Below are 18,857 nucleotides of genomic sequence, written 5' to 3'. Positions count from 1 at the left end.
GGTTTACGGTTGTGTCGCTGGTCCCAGCCTGCTCGCCACCGGGAAATTCTCGTGGCGTGTCAAACAAGGAGGTCAGGCAAAAATCATGCGTAAAGCGTAGGCAGCTCAGCCCCGGGAAGAAAGACCAGTTGTTCTTTTTCCATGGAATTTGTGGATTATTTTGACCGGTTTTTGCCCTGTGGCGGGCCGGCTTTTTCGCACCCGCAGGAAATCGCCAATCCATCGTGTCGAACTTTGTCGCGGCATGCCCTCCCGAGGGAGCGGGAGCTCTTGTTTTAAATTGGTCAATCCGTAAGCTTGGCGCTTGTTCAATCGAGATCCTCTCGCAACGCTCCTCGACAAGATCGCGCTTCTATGCGGGAAGCGGCGGATAGCTGTTGCTATTAGGAATGCCATAGATGACGTCTTTCAAACCTCACAGCTCCCACTGGGGCGCGTTTTCCGGCCGCTATGAAGACGGAAAACTCGATATCCGTCCTCATCCGGGCGATCCGGATCCGTCTCCCTTGTTGGGCAACCTGCCGGCAATCGCACATAGCCCTGCGCGCGTGAGTCGTCCGGCAGTCAGACGCGGCTGGCTGAACCGAACTCCAGGCAATGCCCGCGGGGCGGATGACTATGTGGAGATGGACTGGCCGGAGGCATCGGACCTCGTCGCGAGCGAGCTTCGACGCGTCTATAAGGACCACGGTCCTCAAGCGGTGTTTGGCGGCTCATACGGCTGGTCGAGTGCCGGGCGTTTTCATCATGCGCAAAGCCAGGTCCACCGTTTTCTGAATGTGCTGGGCGGCTATGTGCGGTCGGTCAATACTTACAGTTCCGGCGCCGCCATGGTCATCATACCGCATGTTCTGGGTCCCTACGATCATTTCGACCGCAGGAGCGTCACCTGGGAAGCGATCGAGCGGAGCACCGAACTCGTCGTCGCCTTCGGCGGCATGGCGATCAAGAACGCGGATGTTCATGGTGGCGGCATTAGTAAGCATGTCGTGCGAAAGACGCTGAGCGGGGTAAGCGCCCGCGGTGCGAAGTTCGCCCTTGTCAGCCCGATAAAGGATGATTTTCCAGCCGACCTCGGTGCCGAGTGGCTGGCGATCGTACCGGGCACGGATGTTGCGCTGATGCTCGGCCTCGCGCATGTGCTCGTCACCGAGGGTCTGCATGACCGTGAATTTCTCGATCGCTATACGGTCGGGTACGCCGCATTCGAGGACTACCTGCTTGGCCGAAGCGATGGTATCGAAAAAAGCCCGGAATGGGCGTCCGCAATCTGCGAAATCGGCGTCGAGACAATCAGGACGCTGGCGGGGAATATGGCGAGCGCCAGAACGCTGATTACCGTCAGCCATTCGCTCCAGCGTGCCGATCATGGCGAGCAGCCAGTGTGGATGGGGATTGTGCTTGCGGCCATGCTCGGGCAGATCGGCCTGGATGGCGGAGGCTATGCCTATTCGCTGGGCGCGCTCGGCAATATCGGCAAGGGCCAGCTTGCCGTCCCGCTTCCCACTCTCAACCAGTTCAAGAACCCCGTACCGGATTTCATTCCGGTCGCCCGCATCGCCGACATGCTGCTCCATCCCGGTGAGGAGTTCCATTATAACGGCAACGCCATGCGCTATCCCGACATCCGTCTCGTCTACTGGGCGGGAGGCAATCCCTTCCACCACCATCAGGATCTCAACCGGCTGCGGGCAGCGTTCAAAAGACCGGAAACCATCATCGTGCACGAGACGGCCTGGACGTCGTCGGCGCGTCACGCCGACATCGTGCTTCCTGCGACCACCACGCTCGAGCGGGACGATATCGGCGCTGCGGATCGCGACCCGCTGATGATCGCTATGAAGAGGCTGATCGAGCCCGTCGGCGAGGCGCGCGACGATTATGAGATCTTTTCCCAAATCGCCCACCGTCTTGGAAAATACGAGCAGTTCACAGAAAACCGGAGCAGCGCCGAGTGGCTCGCCCTTCTGTTCCAGACGACGCAAAAGGCCCTTGAAGCCGGCGGCCATGATGCTCCCAGCTTCGAGGCTTTCTGGGACCGTGGGGAGATGCGCCTCCCGTTACAACAGGACACCGGCGGCCCGGCACGAGCCTTTCGCGATGATCCTGACCGATCTCCGCTGCAGACCCCTTCCGGCAAGATCGAGATTTTCTCGCAGACGATCGACAGCTTCGGCTACGATGATTGCCGCGGCCTTCCGCAATGGTATCCCGCCAGGCCGGAGACGGATGGGCGGGCGACCTATCCGCTCCATCTGGTTTCCAACCAGCCGCATCAACGGCTTCACAGCCAGCTGGACTATGGCGATTTCAGCCGTTCCACCAAGATCAAGGGCCGCGAGCCCGTGCGCCTAAACCCGCTCGACGCGGTCAGCCGCGGCATAGCGGATGGCGACATCGTCAGGCTTTTCAACGACCGCGGCAGCTGCCTTGCCGCAGCCGTGATCAGCGACGACGTACGGAAGGGCGTCATGCAGCTCGCCACAGGCGCGTGGTTCGAGCCCGACGACCCGCACGCCGATCGAGCCATGTGCATCCATGGCAACCCGAATATCCTCACCCGCGACATTGGAACCTCCAAGCTCGCCCAGGCTTCGACCGGACAATTGACCCGCGTGGAAGCGGAGCGCTTTACCGGGGAATTACCGCCTGTGCGAATACTCGAAGGGATGGCGATTGCGGGCTCCCTTGACGATCCGGAAATAGCTGACGATATGCTTCGTTATCCGTGAGATGCGTGCCTAAAAACCAACGCCGGCCAACTGGAAATTGGATCAGAATTCTAGGATCGGTGGAACCTTCAGGTCATCATTCCTCGCATGGTCATGCGCAGCTTGGTAGTTCTTGTTTGATAACCAACGGAGTTTTGCATGAACCGTCTCGTCATTCTCGGCACCGCGCTTGCCGCGCTGTTTACTGCGCCAGCTCTGGCGCAGTCGCCGACAAAACTGCTCAATGCTTCCTATGACGTTTCGCGCGAACTGTTCGTGGCTGAAAACGAGGCCTTCATAAAAAGCCATCCGGGCGTCACCGTCGACCAATCCCATGCCGGCACATCCAAGCAGGCGCGTTCGATCGTCGAGGGACTTGAGGCCGATGTGGTCACCTTCAATCAATCGACCGACATCGATTTCCTCGCCAAGAACGGCTTCGTATCGAAAGATTGGACGAAGGCGTTTCCAAACAATGCCTCACCCTTCTATTCCTTCCCGTCCTTCCTGGTGCGCGCCGGCAATCCGAAGAACATCAAGGACTGGGGTGATCTTGCTCGCGACGACGTCCATGCCGTCTTCCCGAACCCAAAGACATCAGGCAATGCCCGTTATACCTATCTGGCGGCCTATGCCTGGGCGAATGAGAACTTCAAGGGAGATCGGGAGAAGATCGAAGCCTATATCACCAAGATCTTCGACAATGTCCCGGTCTTCGATACCGGCGGACGCGCCGCGACCACCACTTTCGTAGAACGCCAGACCGGAGACGTGCTGATCACCTTCGAGGCCGAGACCCGCGGCATTGTCAAACAGTATGGCACCGACAAGGTGGCGAGCGTCATTCCATCTGTCAGCCTGCTCGCGGAATTCCCGGTTGCAGTCGTCGATAAGGTTGCCAAGAAGCATGGCACGGAGGCGCTGGCGAAATCCTATCTCGATTTTCTCTACACGGAGGAAGGCCAGCGGATTGCGGCGCAGTTCGGCCATCGCGTCAACAACGAAAAGGTCGCCGCTGAATTCAAGGATCAATTTCCGACCATCCGCCTCGTCAAGGTCGATGACGCGTTTGGCGGCTGGGACAAGATCCAGTCAGAGCATTTTGCGTCCGGTGGAACTCTCGACAAGCTCTACGGTAGCCGGTAATTGGCTACCAGTCGGCGATGAACCATTGCACGCTCATTTCTGTGACAAGCGCAGGAATGAGGAGTGCCACAAATTGCGGCATCGAGCCGGTGGATTTGGATCCGCCGGTTCTTGCTGTTCAGGAACAGGAATGACCGCTTGAGACGTAATGTGCTGCCCGGATTGCGCTTGTCGCTGGGCGTTACGCTGCTCTATGTCGGGCTGATCGTCGTCCTGCCGCTGGCTGCCCTCGTCTTCAAGGCGGCGAGCCTCGGACCGGAGGATTACTGGCGGATCGTCTCCTCCTCACGGGCGCTTGCCAGCTACCGCGTCACGGTGCTTTGCGCGCTCGGCGCCACCCTCTTCAATCTCTTCTTCGGTCTAGGCCTCGCCTGGGTGCTCACTCGCTACCGGTTTCCCGGCTGGCGCCTGGTCGATGCCATGGTCGATCTCCCCTTTGCGCTGCCAACGGCTGTTGCCGGCATTGCACTGACGGCGCTGTTTACCACCAATGGCTGGTTCGGCTCGGTGCTTGCCGATCTCGGTATCAAGGTGGCCTATACGCCGCTCGGCATCATGATCGCTATGTGCTTCACCTCGCTCCCCTTCATCGTGCGCACCGTCCAGCCGGTGCTGGAGGATCTCGATCCGGCGCTGGAGGAAGCAGCGCAATCGCTCGGCGGCTCGGATTGGACCATCTTTCGCACAATCATCCTGCCGCTGCTGACGCCCGCAATTCTGGCCGGCCTATCGCTTTCCTTTGCCCGGTCGCTGGGGGAATTCGGAGCGATCATCTTCATTGCGGGCAACCAGCCGATGTCGACGGAGATCACCGCGTTGCTCGTTTTCATCCGGCTGGAGGAATATGATTACCAAGCTGCCGCCGCGATCAGTTCGGTGCTGCTGTTCACGGCCTTCCTTATGCTGGCGCTGACGAACTGGATGCAATCTCGCGCCCTTCGCTACACGGTGAGGAACTAACCATGGGTGGCATGGCAAGAGGCAAAAGGCCGCCAAGGGTCGGTGACGGGCCGCTCGTCCGTCGACTGCTGATCGGCCTCGTTCTTATTCTTGGCGCCTTCCTGGTCCTTGCGCCATTGCTGATCATCGGCGTCGAGGCCTTTTCCAGGGGCTGGGCTGTCTTTCGCGACACGATCGCTCATCCCGACACGCAGCATGCTATCCTGCTCACCGTGTTCACGGCGATGATCGCCGTGCCGGTCAATACCGCCTTCGGTGTGGCTGCGGCCTGGTCGATCACCAAGTTCGATTTTTGGGGCAAGCGTTTCCTGCTTGTCGTGATCGAGATACCCTTCTCGGTCTCGCCGATCGTTGCGGGTGTCGCCTATCTTTTTGTCTATGGCCTGCAGGGGCTATTTGGCCCGCTGCTGGACGACTGGGGCATCAAGATCCTGTTCGCGGTGCCCGGCATCATCCTTGCCTCTATGTTCGTGACGGCGCCGTTCGTCGCGCGGGAATTGATCCCGCTGATGCAGGCGCAAGGACGGGATCTGGAGGAGGCGGCCACCTCGCTCGGCGCGTCGGGATGGCGGACGTTCTTCTCGGTAACGCTGCCCAACATCAAATGGGCGCTGCTTTATGGCGTCGTGTTGTGCAATGCGCGCGTCATGGGCGAGTTCGGCGCCGTGTCCGTCGTATCTGGCAATATCCGTGGCCAGACCAATACACTGCCCTTGCACATCGAGCTGCTCTACCACGACTACCAGGCAGCTGGCGCCTTCGCGTCAGCTTCTATCCTGGCGCTGATCGCGCTCTTCACCATCATCGCCAAGGTGGCACTGGAAAGACAAGGGGCCGGCCGGGTCCGCCGTCCTGCCCTTGTCACCCAGCCCGCGGAGAAAGCATCATGAAAATCCGCCTCGACCACGTCGTTAAGACCTTCGACACGTTTCGCGCCGTGCGGGATGTCTCGCTGGATATAGAAAGTGGCGAGCTTGTTGCACTGCTCGGACCTTCCGGCTCCGGCAAGACGACCATCCTGCGCATGGTGGCCGGTCTCGAATATGCCGATGGCGGCCACATCTATTTCGGCGATCACGATGCAACCGGCATCCCGGTGCGCGACCGCGGCGTCGGCTTCGTCTTCCAGCATTATGCGCTGTTCCCGCATATGACGGTGGCTGAAAACATCGCTTTCGGCATGAAGGTCTCGAAAGTGAAGCGCGAAAAGACTGCGATTGCGGCGCGTGTCGTGGATTTACTGCGGCTGGTGCGGCTGGAAGGCCTTGGCAACAGGTTTCCAGCGCAGATTTCCGGTGGCCAGCGGCAGCGGGTGGCGCTGGCCCGGGCACTGTCGGTCGATCCGAAAGTGCTGCTGCTCGACGAGCCCTTTGGTGCGCTGGATGCCAATGTTCGCCACGATCTGCGCCGCTGGCTGCGCGAAATTCACCGCGAGCTCGGCATTACCACCATCTTCGTTACTCATGATCAGGAGGAAGCGCTCGATCTAGCCGACAGGGTCGTCATCCTGAAGGACGGCCAGATCGTTCAGCAGGGCACGCCGGAAGAGGTCTGCCGCAACCCGCAATCTGCCTTCGTGATGAAGTTCCTCGGCGACGCCAATATGCTGCAGGCGCAAGTACGTGATGGCCGCGCCTATGCGAGCGGTGCGGCGATCGAGGTTGGCGGCATGGCGGACGGCAAGGCGGAGCTTTATGCGCGCCCCGCCGATCTCGACTGGTCCGCACATGGACCGGGCATTGCGGCCAGCATCGATCGGATTCTCGACCGTCCGGACAGCCGCCGCGTTCTGGCGACAACCGAGAATGGCGAACATCTGGAATTCGACGTGGAGCCGGAACGGCCAGTCAGGGCAAATGAGCGTGGTTTCGTGACGTTGCGTCGAGCAAGGGTATTTGCCGTTTGACCATGATGGGAAATGCGGCCGAGTGGTCCTGCCAACAGTCCTCTATCAGTTCTTGCCCTTCCAGGGGACGAGCACCGTTTCCAGGAACCGTATCATCGCACCGGATGCCAAAGCACAATCCGCGATAATGCCGATGCCAACGACTCCGGCCGCCAGAAATTAAGAAGCTGATATGATTATGTAGCCAATGCGTGAGATTACCGTCTCAAGCCGGAGATGATGGACTTCAGGCCTGTCCAGAGCAGCCTGTTGGACTTCAGCTTTCTCTTGAATTCATCAAACCGGGTTCTCAACGCGATGACCGCTTTTCCACGCACCGTAAAAGGGCGCTCCAAAGCGTAGAGTGCGGAGGCCTGGCCTCCGAATCCTTTCTTGTAAGTCAGCTCTCCGATGGAAAAATCCATGGTTGTAAATCGTTCTTCCCGAGCCCAACGGATGAGTTGCGCAACAATGGCGGTTCCAGGAGAGCAAGAACGCCAGATGCCATCCGCCATACTGAGAATGATCAGGTGGAACGTGTCGCCATTGACGAGACCATAGGCCGTAGCAATGGTCTCGTCGCCGACTGCAAGTCCAAAAGCGCGCGCCGGATTCTCGCCTTTCAAGCCGGCAAATGCGGCGGCTTTATAAAATTCCTGAACGTGAGGCACGCCCAACGGGTCGAACCGGTCTAGCTGACGAAACCGTTCCAAGCGTTGAGAAATCATGACAGTCAGCAGCGCACCAAGATCGGCGTCGGTATCCGCAACCATGAGGCGAACCGGGCCGAGCTCTTCCAGACGCCTTTTGGATGTTTTCAATATCCGCCGTGTCTGCCCATTCGTAATTCGATCTACAATGGTGCTTGGATCTCCATTGAGCTTGACGGCAAAACCCTCCATCGCGATGGGGTAGACGCAAGGCAGCATGGCGAGGGGGTTGACCGTGCCTCCCATAACCCTCGGGATCCGGCCTATATTGATCAAGTCGGCCTTCGGAAGAACTGCGACGATGGCCTGCCAAAGGGATGTTCCCTCTTCCTCCGAAAAGACATGCCCCGGAGCCACGATGGGCAGGCTTATGTCGCATACGCCCAAGCTGAGATATTCGATAACCCTATGGCCGAATTTCTGGATTAGGATCAAGGGTAGGAGCAGGAAGCTCTGCCCGGTAAAAGCATCGCGAACTTCGACGACGAACGGCCGACCTTTGGCAGGTCCGGACAGATAGGTCGCTATCCCCTTCATCCAGTCAAATCGCTGGAAGGCCGTGGTCGATCCCGCGGCTTCGAACTGCCGCCATGTCCCTTCAACCGTCTCCAGTCGGTCATGGCGCTGGGCGATAAACCTCATTTTATGAGACACTCCTTGCGAGGAGGCCTCCAGTTGATGCGGCATAGCACTTCTCAGCCATCTTGATCTCCTGCCCGGCATACATGGGACAGGATAAGGGAGCGTTAAGCAGACGTCGGCACTTCTCAGGGTTGATCCCAAACCGACCTGCCGAGGTTACCACTTTCTAATCTTTATGCGGGAGGATGGCTGGCGGTCCGGTTTGGATCCGCTTGAAGCAGAGCAAGAACAGATAAAATATCGCATCTGCGGGATGAAGATGATGTTTCAGCCTCACGAGAGAATGTTACCGAAAGCCGCGGAAGCGGTCGAAACTATTCCTCGCATCACGGTATGGGAACTCGCTTCACGGCTTTGGGCATCGAGATTTTGGGCGCTGGCGGGTGCCGTGATATTCGGTTTGCTCTGCCTTTCGATTATGCCGTTCATCAAGCCCGTTTACGAGGCAAGTGCACAGATCTATGTCGATCCTCAGAATTTGCAGGTTCTGCGGAACGATCTCGCTCCGCCGGTGGCCGCGGGCGACTCCGGTGTCGTTGTGGTGGAAAGCCAGGTCCGGATCATGCAATCCACGTCTGTCTTGAAGCTCGTGGTCGAAAGCCTCGATCTAACGAAAGATGAAGAATTTGGCGGTCGCGGCAACGCAAGTTCGTTGCTCTCGTTCGGTCCGCCTAGCGCTTCTACCGTGGATCCGGTGCAGCAGGCTGTCGAGCGACTGGCGAAAAATATCAACGTCGTCCGGGAAGACCGGACCTATATGATCACCGTTTATGCGCGAAGCCAGAGCGCCACTAGAGCAGCGGAGATCAGCAATGCCGTTGTAAAGTCTTATCTGCAGTTGCGTGACAAGCAGCGCACGGATCAGGCCAACACCGCGTCGGAAAGTCTTGAGAACCGGCTAACGTCGCTGCAGTCGGCACTCAAGGTGCGCGAAGATGCGATTGCGAAGTTTAAAGTTGATAATCACATCGTCGATGCGAACGGGACCGTTCTGGCAGAGAGCCGTCTCAGTCAGAACAGTACAGCTGTCTCGACCGCGCAAGACACCATGAACAAGCGGAAGGTAGATCGCGATCAGCTCAAAGCCCTGCTCGCCCATCCTGAGCGGTTTCTATCGTCACCGATCGCGACTGCGTCTCCTGATCTGATGCGCTTGCGCGCGGAAATGGAAGCGTCCGAGGCGGATGTATCGACACTAGCCGCAACGTTGGGAGAGCGGCATCCGAGGGTGATTACCGCCCGAAGCAAGGTGGCGGCAGTAGAGCGCGCGGTCAGTGCCGAGATGGCACGACTGGCCCAGTATGCCAGCATTGAGTACGAGCGATCCAAGTCCGAATACGAATCCGCGGTAAAGTCGCTCGACCCTCTCATTTCCCAGGTCCAAGATATAGACTCGGCCCGGATTGAGCTCAGGCAACTCCAGCGTGATGCGGACAGCGCACGGGCGCTTTATGAGGAGGCTCTGACCCGTTCCCGGGAAACGCGTGAACAGGGGTTGTTGAACACAATCAATGCTCAGATTGTTTCTCCGGCTTCGACACCGATCCGTCGAAAGTCTCCGCCTTCCCTGTCCATGATGCTCGTCGTTTCGGTGGGCTTCGGTATAAGCCTTGGTTGGTCGCTTGGCATCGGCTACGGCTATCTGCGAGATCGGGCTTACAGTACCGAACGGGATGAAATCAAAGCTCCGGAAGGCCACGTCCCGCCGCCACTCCTCAATCTTTATGACAGATACTCCTCCGATGCGCCGCGCGTTCCCCGGGCAAGCCGGAAGGAAGACGGCTATAGATCATGAGTAACAATTTGTACCGCAGGCAGGTGCTGAGCGGCCTAAGCACCCTGCCTCTGCTGACGATGCCGGCCTCGGACGTTCTCGCTGGACGATCGGTCCAACTCGAGATCGAAGGCAATCACTTTACATATGATGGCCAAAAGCTGCGACTGACAGGGGTGGCCGTCGGCGACCCGCTATACATCAGGGCGAACAGAACGATCGGAGACTACAAAACGATTGCCCGGAGCTGGTCCGCCAACTGTGTGCGCATCAGCGTATTGCCAGGCCATTGGCGCGCCGATTTGGAAGGAACGCGCCGGGCACTGGCACGGGAGGTCGCTGCGGCGCGCGCCGAACGGCTCTTCGTCATCATCGATTGGCATGCGATAGGCTTTCCGGGCTACTACGAGCCCCTGGTTCCGGCCGAGTGGGGTTTGCCCACAGACATTTCGTTATCGAGCTTGCAAGACGCGGCTGGATTCTGGGACGCGGTGGCTCGACAATATGCAAACGACCCCTGTGTGCTGTTTGAGTTGTGGAATGAACCGGTGGCCGAAGAGCGCCTTTGGGTTGCGAACGGAAAACACTGGCCAATCTTCCACCAAGCCTGGACCGACATTATCAGGGTGATCAGGAAAAGGGCCGACAATGTCGTTTTATGTGCAGGCGGCTATTGGGCGCACGATCTTGTCGGTATGCGCAATCACCTGATCGAAGACGGCAGGACCGCCTATGTATGGCATTCATACCCGAATGCTGAGCGGGACGACTTTGCAGCTCGCCTTGCGACATTGGGCGACCTGTATCGCGTCAAGCCCATCGTGGTGACGGAATGGGGGTTTTGCCCCGATTGCAAAGACGACCTGTATGGCACCGTAGAGAATTTCGGTCGCCCCTTCGTCGAGGACTTTCTTGTCAAATATGGGTTGAGCCACACGGCCTGGTGTTTCAGCCAAGGGGCCATGCCCAATCTTTTGAACGCCAACGATGGACCTTCTGAGTTTGGCCGCTTTGTCAAAGACGCTTTAGCGGCGTCGGCTCGTTCAAAAGACTGGACATTGACAAAATGAGCTCTGTTGAAGGGGAATGAGGTGGCAAGAAATCCCGCTCGAAGCGCTGCAGGCTCTTTCATCAACGCTATTACGCGTGTCGATGCCGTTCCCGTCATGGGCGCTCTCCTTTTTATGATCGCAACACTCGCTTTCTGGACGCAGATGCAGCCATTCCGGAGCCTCCAGGACTATGCCGCGGTACAGGACACGACCCAATCCAACGATCTGCGCAAATACACGACTTTGGCAATTTCGGCCCTCGTCATCGCATTTCTGTATGCGGAGGGGAAAAAGCGACATGTGTTCGATCTGGTGAAGATACCGATCGTCGTTGCCGTGTTGAGTTGGTCAGCGGTTACAAGCCTTGTTTCCGCAAACCCGTCGCTCGCCCTCAACCGGCTCGTTCTCGCAGCCATCACTGTCCAGATCGCCTATGCAGTTCCGCTTTTATTCAAAGATGCGACGAGCTTCATCAGGGTCTTGGGAATATGCGCAACGGTGGTCATCATCGCCTCTTACCTGGGCGTTCTTTTCGTGCCGGATCTGTCTATTCATACAGTGCGAGACGTAACGGAACAGCCTCTTGCCGGCAACTGGCGCGGCATATTTGGCCATAAGAACGATTTGTCTGCGATGGCGGCCTTGTTCATTTTTCTCGGCATTGTCGTGGCCCGTACAAACAACGTCATCTGGGGAATTGCTATCGTTATCTCCTCGGCCGGTCTTCTGATCATGTCAGAGGGAAAAACTTCAATTCTGATAACGATACCGGCTCTGTTCGGCGGGTTTCTGCTTGTCTGGCTAAGGTCCCGTACTGCGAGTGCCGCAGTGGCCTACATACCGATCCTGGTGATGGTATTTTTCACGCTTGGAGGAGTTCTGTTCCCGTCGCTGGAGGCCTTTTTCAAGACAGCTCTGCCCGATCCCACATTTACGGGGCGGACGGATGCCTGGAGCATCGCGGTTCAGGCAATTGCGCGGGCTCCGGTCCTTGGTTACGGATATATGATATTCTGGGATCTGGGGATGGCATATGGAGTGACATCGTCGGTATCCCTGCCGACCACCTTTTCCCATGCGCATAACGGATTTCTGGACGTGTTTTTGTCCGGCGGCTTGCTTGGATTGACGCTGGTCGTTGTTTGGACGGTGGTTCTTCCATTCCGGCATATTCAGAAGGTCAAGCTTGGCCTCAAATCCAAGGAGGAGCGTGCTATCCTAGCTTTCTTCGCCAGTGTCTGGATGTTCACACTGATGAATGCCTCTCTCGAGGCGATCCTGTTCAACCGCAGCAACCCGATCTGGTACACGTTCCTGATCGCCCTTGGATGCTTGCACGCGTGGTCGCAGGCTCATGGGCGACGTACGTGAACAGGCCGGAATCCAAACGAATCCTGCAGCTCGTTTCCCGCGAAGAGCCAGGTGGCGTACAGGTGCTTACAACTATGATCGAATCGGGTTTCCGATCTCACGGCATAGATGTCGATACCGTGGCTCTGATACGATCAGGTTCAATTGGCCAGCGGCTGGGACATCTGTGGCAGGTCGCAGCACATATTTTCAAGGGCCGCTACGACGCAGTCTTTTCTTATCATGCAGCGGCCGGCCTCATGATGGCGATTATCGGCCCTATTGCCGGCGTCGAAAAACGCCTGTCGCATTTGACGGCGATGCCGGAAGCCATTCGTCGCCGTTGGCGGATCATGGACAAATTGGCGGGTGTTAGCGGCGGGTACACGGACATAATCGCCAACTCTGCGGCGACAGCGGCGGCCTATTCGCAGTTCCCGTCCGCATTCAGGAAACGGATGCGAATTATCCCGCATGGGGTGATTCCGGTGGCAAAAGCCACCGGCCAGAAAGACTGGAGGAAAGCCCTCGCCATATCGCCCCAAGTTAAAGTCATGGTGGCGGTTGGGCGTCTTGCTCCGCAGAAAGACCACGCAACGGTCCTGAAAGCTCTACCGCAACTGCCCAATCTTCATTTCGTTATAGCTGGCGATGGGCCTTTGAGGCAGGAGCTGGCATCGATGGCCTCCGAGCTAAAGGTTCATGATCGCGTGCATTTTCTGGGCTCCATCGATCGTGCCGAACTCGGCGGTGTTTTCGCTATAGCAGATCTTTATCTCTCCTCCTCCACCTGGGAAACGTTCGGCCTGGCGGCGGTTGAAGCGCAAATGGCGGGTCTTCCCATCGTGGCGAGCGATTTGCCCGTCCTTCGAGAGGTTCTTGGCGCTACCGGTCGGGAACGAACTTTGATTCTTCATCCAGTTGGAGACGCACAAGCCTTCGTCAGGGCGGTCGAGACGTTTCTGGACAATCCGCCTGATGCTCGGGAACTCGAGGAGGTCGCAGAAGCTGCAAGGGCTCACCATGGCGTGGATGCGATGGTGCAAACATACCTGGATCTGTTAGCGGAACCCGACCATTCCGGATCTGGACGAGCCAATGGTCGGTAACGACCGAAACAGCTTCGCCGCGGTGGCCTTATTTGGCCAGTCGGGCCTGTTGATACAGCCGGCGCCAAATCACGCCGGCATCGAACATGTCCCAGCGAACAAGCAAGGTGCCGGCCACCACCGCTATCAACGCTATGTTGAAGAGGTTGGCGAGTTCTGCCGGCAGCATCAGCCGGACGAACAGGCCAGTAATCAGCGTTGCACCGGCCGAAGTGACGATGATCCACAGGCGCGGGAAATCCACCGGCATATTCTGGCGGGTGCTTCGGGCCAGCAAAATGCACAACAACGCGCCCACTTGCGCCATCGTAAACGCTATCGCCGCCCCATTGACATCAAATATAGGGACCAGCCATAGGCAAAGGCTGAAACTGATACCAAGCCCCACCAAGGTGGAAATGAGCTCGAGGCGAGCCGACTTCGAAAAGTATATTACCTGAGCAAAATAATAGGCCCGCAGGATGAGGCAGGCATTGGCAACGGCTAACCACGGGATGATGGCGGTCGCGCCGAGATAACCCTTGCCCAACAAGATCCCAAACAACGGTTCCCCTAGAAGGAGGAAGAAGATGACTCCGAATGCAGCGAGAAAAGCGGTGGTGACGAAGGCCATCGTCAACATCTCCCTGGATTTTTCCTCGTCGCCATCGCCATGCTTCGCTTTTGCAACCGACACGTACGAGATCGCAACACTTTCGCCGACGATGATGAAGCTCTGCTTTATGAAGTCGAGAATTACCCCGTAAGACGCCATCTTGGCGGATCCGAAGAAATACTCCAATACAATGCGATCAATGCTGGCAGCGACAGCAGCGGCTCCGCCTGCCAAGATCAGGGGCCAGCTGTAGGACCAGATCTGCCAATAGCTTTCCCGCGAAGGCCACTCGAACCCGACTGCCCAGATAGAACGCCGAAGTACGATTATGATAGGCAAGGCAGCGAGAACATGCGCGGACGACACGGCGAGCAACAGAGAGGTTGCGGAATGGAACTTCCACAGCGCCAGCGAGCCGAGCACAAGGGTAAGACCGCTGCGAAGGAATGCCGCCATCGTGACCGGAACGACGCGCAATTGAGAGCGACCGATCTCGGATGCAACAAAATAGACGGCCAGGCCAATAAGAACGACAGCGCAGCCGAAGCCGTTGCTGAGAGACAAGACATTGCATGCCACTGTCAAGCCAATCAGGATCACACCAATTGAGACCGAGATGATAGCCAGCATAACGACTGTCGTGGCTATGCGCTCCGCGTGATGGCGCGACTGTTGTCCGAAATGGGCACTCAGCAGCCACTGTATGGCTAAACTGTAAACGATAAATCCATATGCGAACCCGATAAGGTATTGGCCATATACTTCCTGGCTCGAAAGGCGGGTAAATACGGCGATTGCAACGAGATTCAGAACCGCGGACGCCATTCTCGATATAAGATAGATCGACGAAAACAGATCCTTCACACGGATACCTCTACATTGAACGCCATCCTCTATAAGCAGGCTGGGCTATGTTAGCGAGTCGAAGGGGTGCATGTGTCGACGCTAAATCCTTTTAAGCTTAATAGGGGGAGCCAGAGGAAAATGAAGAATGATGTCTGCTTCCTCGTCCGGGCTTTCTCCGGAGGGGGGGCTCAGCGGGATGCGGTCCTGCTAGCGAATGGTCTAGCCAATGCCGGATTGTCCGCCAGCATTGCGGTTTTAGACGCAAGCGGCCCTCTACGTTCGATTGTGGATCCAAAGGTAACGATACATGATCTCGGTCGAGGGAAGAAACTGAGGATGGCCTTTGCCTTGCCGAGGCTATTGTCATCCTTGGCAAGCAGCAATCCGACCGTTCTGATTGCTGCAGAAGCTAGCGGAAACGTCTTGGCCTCCATAGCCGTTCAACTGCTCCCGAAAGCAAAGCGTCCCCGTCTTGTGCTGCGCGAAGTGGCGAGCCCGCTGCAGGCCAGGACAAATGATCCTTATGCTCAAAACCGCGTAGCCTATCGCTTGGCACCCATGTTCTATCCCCGTGCTGATCTCGTCATTGCCCTGACGGAAGGCGTACGCCTTGATCTCATCAACCACTTTCGGGTTCCTGATCAGCGTGCGGTCGTCCTGGGGTCGAACGCGGTGCTTACACAATCCTTGGCCGAAATATACGCTCTTGAATGCCTGGTCGAACCTGGTCTTCTGGTTGCCGTCGGCAGGCTGTCAAAAGAAAAAGGGTTCGACATCCTTCTGAACGCGGTTGCGCTTCTGCGGGAGCGCCGGTCTATCAAGCTGATTATCGTGGGCGAGGGACCTGATCGGCCAGATCTGGAGGCGCAGATTCACCGGTTGAATCTCGGCGAAATTGTAGAACTCGTCGGTTTTCAGGATGATCCCGGTCTCTTTCTCAAGCGAGCAGAGGTCTTCGTGTCTGCGTCCAGACATGAAGGGCTGGGCAATGCGATTATCGAGGCTCTTTCCTGGGGGCTCCCGGTCGTCTCTACGGATGCTCCCTACGGCCCGCGCGAAGTTTTACAGAACGGCCGCTGGGGCGTCCTCGTTCCGGTTGATGATCCCCACGCACTTGCCGATGCTATAGAAGCAGAACTTCTGCAATACCACGATAATCAAAGAGGCAAAGAACGTGCGGCAGACTTTACGGTAGAGAATGCCGCTCGGGCATTAATCAATGCTTTGGAGAATATCGGGATAAGGTTTCATTAGGCGTCGTAAAGTATTCTAGGGTGCCGCAGCGGTATTCCGCGCATTTGAAGGAAGCGTTTACTGATGACAGCGCCTGCAACAACCTACGAGGTGGCGGTGAACCTGCTTCGCGGGTCATCTCGCCGGCTATCGCGTATGGTGCCGTTCAGGCCACACATGCTGCAATTGAACAGACCAGTCGTATCCTTCACTTTCGATGATTTCCCGCAATCGGCGGCTGATGCCGCGGCACCCGCCTTGGAAGATGCGGGTATGCGGGGCACGTTCTATTACGCGGGCGGACTTGCTGGTCGTTCCGAGAACGGACAGAAGATCGCCGGGCCGGATACGGTGTCGGATCTTTTTCGACGGGGTCACGAGATCGGCGCACACACGCATAAGCATCTTGACGTCCACAGAACGCCGACCGGCGCTCTCCTAGACGACGTCGAGCTTAACAAAAAAGAAATAGCTCAATTGACGGACGGACGAGCTCCGACGTCTTTCGCGTATCCTTTCGGAAAACTGGACCTTCGCTCCAAATTTGTTCTCAGGCATCAGTTCACGAGCCTGCGAGGGATTCAGACGGGGACAAACTCGGGCCTTGTCGATCTGGCGCATCTCAAGGCTCAAGAACTGTACGACTGCAGCAGCACACTTGATGGCATTGGCCGCATCCTTGATCGCCTCGCGACAAAGCCGGCCTGGATCATATTTTATACCCACGATGTAAAGCGGAAGCCGACAGATATCGGATGTTCGCCTGAATATTTCCGACAAGTCGTAGGAGAGGTAGAGCGGCGGAATCTGCCGGTTGCGACTGTAGCGGGTGTGTTAGCTGGAGTAATACGTTAATAACGTCTATTCCCGCCGTCAGGGCCTTTCCATTACAGGCGTAGTGTGGGGCGAAATTTCAACGCCATCTTCAGAATATGATCCTGAAAGACCTGTCTCGCGTGTTTTGGTGTCAGATTGTGATCGGCACCATCGATAATATCCACGGCCACATTAGTGAACCCATCTAGCGTCGACCCCTTGATCCGAAAATAACGCTTCAGGTTATCGAGCCCGATGTCATCGGCGGAATAGACAAGATCTACAGGGATGGAATTATTGAGTGCATATCTGAAATACCGGATAGTATATTTCTGCTCTGTTGTTTGAAGCCAGTAGAAGGCAAGTCGCGTCCCAAGAACCCCGGTAATCCGGTGTATAGCTCCCGCTGTAATGTTCCTCGCAACTCTCCTAACGTCGACGTCTCTTCTCATCAGCCGCTTTATTGTGCCGAGATCCAAAGCTTTACGCCCATAGGTTTGGAGCGATTGGGTCGTTGAAACCAGATCGCGCGGATTTTCTTTATCCCAATAGAAGGTGAAAGGGTTTGCCGCAACGACCCCGCAAATGCGCTCCTTGTCTTTCAAAATGCTCCTGAAACCGAGATAAGCCCCGCTGCAGCGGCCAACCACGATAGCGGGCGCCAAACCCTCACTCTCGATGCAATCCAGAGCATCTGAAACATCTGCATACTGGCTTTCGTCGTACAGGACCTGAGACGGTGCTCCCATCAAAGGCGGACTGTCCGCTACGTTTGCACAGTCAAAACGCAATGAAGCTATCCCGGACCGAGCAAGCGCGCGCGCTGTCTCTGTCGTCACGCGACCCCAACCGGAGTGACGATCATAGGCTGAGCCTAGGAGAACGGCAGTTGCGCCGGTGCGGGGACCGACAGGGCGGCAAACAATCCCGTAAAGCCGGTTAGAGAGACCAAATCGGACAGGCGTTTCAACAAAGCCGTCGCCGGAAAGGATACCCGAAGCGATGAAGCCTGGGCTACGCCGTCCGTCCGCCTGCGGGGCATGGTCCTTCACTCGATGTGCCCAATCGCAGATTGCCGAAACCACCTCGCAAGGGATCTTCGAGGTCAAGGGATTGGCGATCAGTTCCTGGTAGCCGGGGAACGGATGTTCCTCTATCTCGTCTCCGCGGGAGCGGAGATGAGAGATAAGGCTCGCCACGCCAGGATCGGGGCGGTTGAACACAAGCCATTTGCGATTTGGCGGATGAGGCAGCGAGACAAGGTCGAGCGTTCGAATATCTGCCGCGATTTCATCCGGCATGCTCAGCCCGGCGATCGTGATGCGCCCGGAGGGTGCCTCTTCGACTTTAAGGTTCGTGTAGCTATCGACCACTTTCGCCCATACGGAAATTTCCCGAAGAAGTGCGCGGCCTTTGGAGGCGGGTGCGAGCAGAGCAATGCCATCGACATTAGCAAGGCGGCTTGCCGTTTTGACCGCCAGCGTTCCCCCCAAGCCTTGTCCGATCAAAATCAGGCGGTTGTATCCTAAAGACTTCAGAAATTCGGCTCCAGCAACGACACTTTGCTCCCATACATCAAGGCCATTTTCGAAGCTTGGTGGATCGAGAGCATCACCGGTGCCAGGGTAGTCGAAGCGAAGGCTGGGGATGCCTCGATCGGCCAATGCGTCTGCAATCAATCGCCGAAACTTCCGTGTGCTTATCTCCTCCAATCCCCACGGACTGAGAAAGAGAATTGCCGTGTTCGAGCGTTCCGCGTCGTCAGACGACATGAACAAGCCAACAGTGCTATGAAAGACCACGGGGAAAGCCGCCTGTCTCTGGCCGGAAGGCAAAGCAAATCCGTCTTTATCGCGCTCAAAGGCAATCTCGTCCATCTACGGCTTTTCTGCTTCAAATGGCGATGGTCCTGCTGAGGAACCAGCGGAACAATGCGAGTGGGTTATCGTCAACGACATCTTTGCAACTGTTAGCCTCGGGTCGTTCAGATTGTCTTACCACAGAGGGAAATACGACGCATAACGCCGT

The 18,857-nt window shown here is 57.1% G+C and carries 14 protein-coding genes; 11 read left to right on the top strand and 3 right to left on the bottom strand.

All coding sequences use genetic code 11. The features are described 5' to 3' along the window. The first annotated feature begins 398 nt into the window (after positions 1-398). The 5 genes from EPK99_RS02000 (at position 399) to EPK99_RS01980 (ending at position 6,723) form a co-directional block, all read left to right on the top strand. The gene (locus tag EPK99_RS02000; protein WP_128440955.1) at positions 399-2,732 is read left to right on the top strand and encodes a molybdopterin guanine dinucleotide-containing S/N-oxide reductase; all 2,334 of its coding nucleotides are present in this window, start codon (positions 399-401) and stop codon (positions 2,730-2,732) included. 138 nt (positions 2,733-2,870) lie between these two features. Next, positions 2,871-3,857, top strand: coding sequence for a thiosulfate ABC transporter substrate-binding protein CysP (cysP, locus tag EPK99_RS01995; protein WP_128440954.1), 987 nt, complete (start codon positions 2,871-2,873; stop codon positions 3,855-3,857). A 138-nt stretch (positions 3,858-3,995) separates the two neighbouring features. Then, positions 3,996-4,817, top strand: a complete 822-nt coding sequence (gene cysT / locus EPK99_RS01990) for a sulfate ABC transporter permease subunit CysT (RefSeq protein ID WP_128440953.1) — start codon at positions 3,996-3,998, stop codon at positions 4,815-4,817. 2 nt (positions 4,818-4,819) lie between these two features. Then, complete coding sequence (cysW, locus tag EPK99_RS01985; RefSeq protein WP_128440952.1) at positions 4,820-5,707, top strand: sulfate ABC transporter permease subunit CysW; 888 nt, start codon at positions 4,820-4,822, stop codon at positions 5,705-5,707. Next, positions 5,704-6,723 (top strand): sulfate/molybdate ABC transporter ATP-binding protein, encoded by a 1,020-nt coding sequence (locus EPK99_RS01980; RefSeq protein WP_128440951.1) that lies wholly within the window; start codon positions 5,704-5,706, stop codon positions 6,721-6,723. Before cysW ends, EPK99_RS01980 begins: the two co-directional genes overlap by 4 nt. A gap of 197 nt (positions 6,724-6,920) precedes the next feature. Here EPK99_RS01980 and EPK99_RS01970 read toward each other — a convergent pair whose 3' ends face one another. Next, on the bottom strand, positions 6,921-8,099 hold the full coding sequence (locus EPK99_RS01970; RefSeq protein WP_164901668.1) for a GNAT family N-acetyltransferase: 1,179 nt from the start codon (positions 8,097-8,099) through the stop codon (positions 6,921-6,923). A gap of 157 nt (positions 8,100-8,256) precedes the next feature. Between EPK99_RS01970 and EPK99_RS01965 the strand changes: the two genes are divergently transcribed. From EPK99_RS01965 to EPK99_RS26025, 4 genes are all read left to right on the top strand, one after another. Then, positions 8,257-9,849 carry a GumC family protein gene (locus EPK99_RS01965; protein WP_164901667.1) on the top strand — a complete coding sequence of 531 codons (1,593 nt, stop codon included), beginning with the start codon at positions 8,257-8,259 and terminating at the stop codon, positions 9,847-9,849. Next, positions 9,846-10,898, top strand: coding sequence for a cellulase family glycosylhydrolase (locus tag EPK99_RS01960; RefSeq protein ID WP_128440948.1), 1,053 nt, complete (start codon positions 9,846-9,848; stop codon positions 10,896-10,898). The genes EPK99_RS01965 and EPK99_RS01960 overlap by 4 nt, the downstream gene beginning before the upstream one ends. 21 nt (positions 10,899-10,919) lie before the next feature. Further along, positions 10,920-12,251 carry an O-antigen ligase family protein gene (locus EPK99_RS01955; RefSeq protein ID WP_128440947.1) on the top strand — a complete coding sequence of 444 codons (1,332 nt, stop codon included), beginning with the start codon at positions 10,920-10,922 and terminating at the stop codon, positions 12,249-12,251. Between the two features lie 437 nt (positions 12,252-12,688). Then, entirely contained in the window at positions 12,689-13,339 is a 651-nt protein-coding gene (locus EPK99_RS26025; protein WP_425374174.1) for a glycosyltransferase family 4 protein, read from the top strand. Positions 13,340-13,367: 28 nt separating this feature from the next. Here the strand turns inward: EPK99_RS26025 and EPK99_RS01945 are convergent, their stop codons facing one another. Beyond that, positions 13,368-14,798, bottom strand: a complete 1,431-nt coding sequence (locus EPK99_RS01945; protein WP_128440945.1) for a lipopolysaccharide biosynthesis protein — start codon at positions 14,796-14,798, stop codon at positions 13,368-13,370. Between the two features lie 120 nt (positions 14,799-14,918). Here EPK99_RS01945 and EPK99_RS01940 point away from each other — a divergent pair, with 120 nt between their 5' ends. Then, positions 14,919-16,034, top strand: a complete 1,116-nt coding sequence (locus EPK99_RS01940; RefSeq protein ID WP_128440944.1) for a glycosyltransferase — start codon at positions 14,919-14,921, stop codon at positions 16,032-16,034. Between the two features lie 63 nt (positions 16,035-16,097). Then, positions 16,098-16,868: a polysaccharide deacetylase family protein gene (locus EPK99_RS01935; protein ID WP_128440943.1), complete on the top strand. Its 771-nt coding sequence runs from the start codon at positions 16,098-16,100 to the stop codon at positions 16,866-16,868. A 32-nt stretch (positions 16,869-16,900) separates the two neighbouring features. Here the strand turns inward: EPK99_RS01935 and EPK99_RS01930 are convergent, their stop codons facing one another. Next, complete coding sequence (locus EPK99_RS01930) at positions 16,901-18,706, bottom strand: alpha/beta fold hydrolase (protein ID WP_128440942.1); 1,806 nt, start codon at positions 18,704-18,706, stop codon at positions 16,901-16,903. Positions 18,707-18,857: the final 151 nt, after the last annotated feature.

Source organism: Neorhizobium lilium, from assembly GCF_004053875.1.
Lineage (GTDB): Bacteria > Pseudomonadota > Alphaproteobacteria > Rhizobiales > Rhizobiaceae > Neorhizobium > Neorhizobium lilii.
Note: the sequence above shows the minus strand (reverse complement) of the source record. Positions and strands in the feature narration are given on the sequence as shown.

Excerpts from the sequence above, each read along its gene's own strand:
- EPK99_RS02000 (WP_128440955.1), top strand. The coding sequence starts at position 399 with ATGACGTCTTTCAAACCTCACAGCTCCCACTGGGGCGCGTTTTCCGGC.
- EPK99_RS01960 (WP_128440948.1), top strand. The coding sequence starts at position 9,846 with ATGAGTAACAATTTGTACCGCAGGCAGGTGCTGAGCGGCCTAAGCACC.
- EPK99_RS26025 (WP_425374174.1), top strand. The coding sequence starts at position 12,689 with ATGCGAATTATCCCGCATGGGGTGATTCCGGTGGCAAAAGCCACCGGC.
- EPK99_RS01935 (WP_128440943.1), top strand. The coding sequence starts at position 16,098 with ATGACAGCGCCTGCAACAACCTACGAGGTGGCGGTGAACCTGCTTCGC.
- EPK99_RS01940 (WP_128440944.1), top strand. The coding sequence starts at position 14,919 with ATGAAGAATGATGTCTGCTTCCTCGTCCGGGCTTTCTCCGGAGGGGGG.
- cysW (WP_128440952.1), top strand. The coding sequence starts at position 4,820 with ATGGGTGGCATGGCAAGAGGCAAAAGGCCGCCAAGGGTCGGTGACGGG.
- EPK99_RS01980 (WP_128440951.1), top strand. The coding sequence starts at position 5,704 with ATGAAAATCCGCCTCGACCACGTCGTTAAGACCTTCGACACGTTTCGC.
- cysP (WP_128440954.1), top strand. The coding sequence starts at position 2,871 with ATGAACCGTCTCGTCATTCTCGGCACCGCGCTTGCCGCGCTGTTTACT.
- EPK99_RS01930 (WP_128440942.1), bottom strand. The coding sequence starts at position 18,706 with ATGGACGAGATTGCCTTTGAGCGCGATAAAGACGGATTTGCTTTGCCT.
- EPK99_RS01970 (WP_164901668.1), bottom strand. The coding sequence starts at position 8,099 with ATGCCGCATCAACTGGAGGCCTCCTCGCAAGGAGTGTCTCATAAAATG.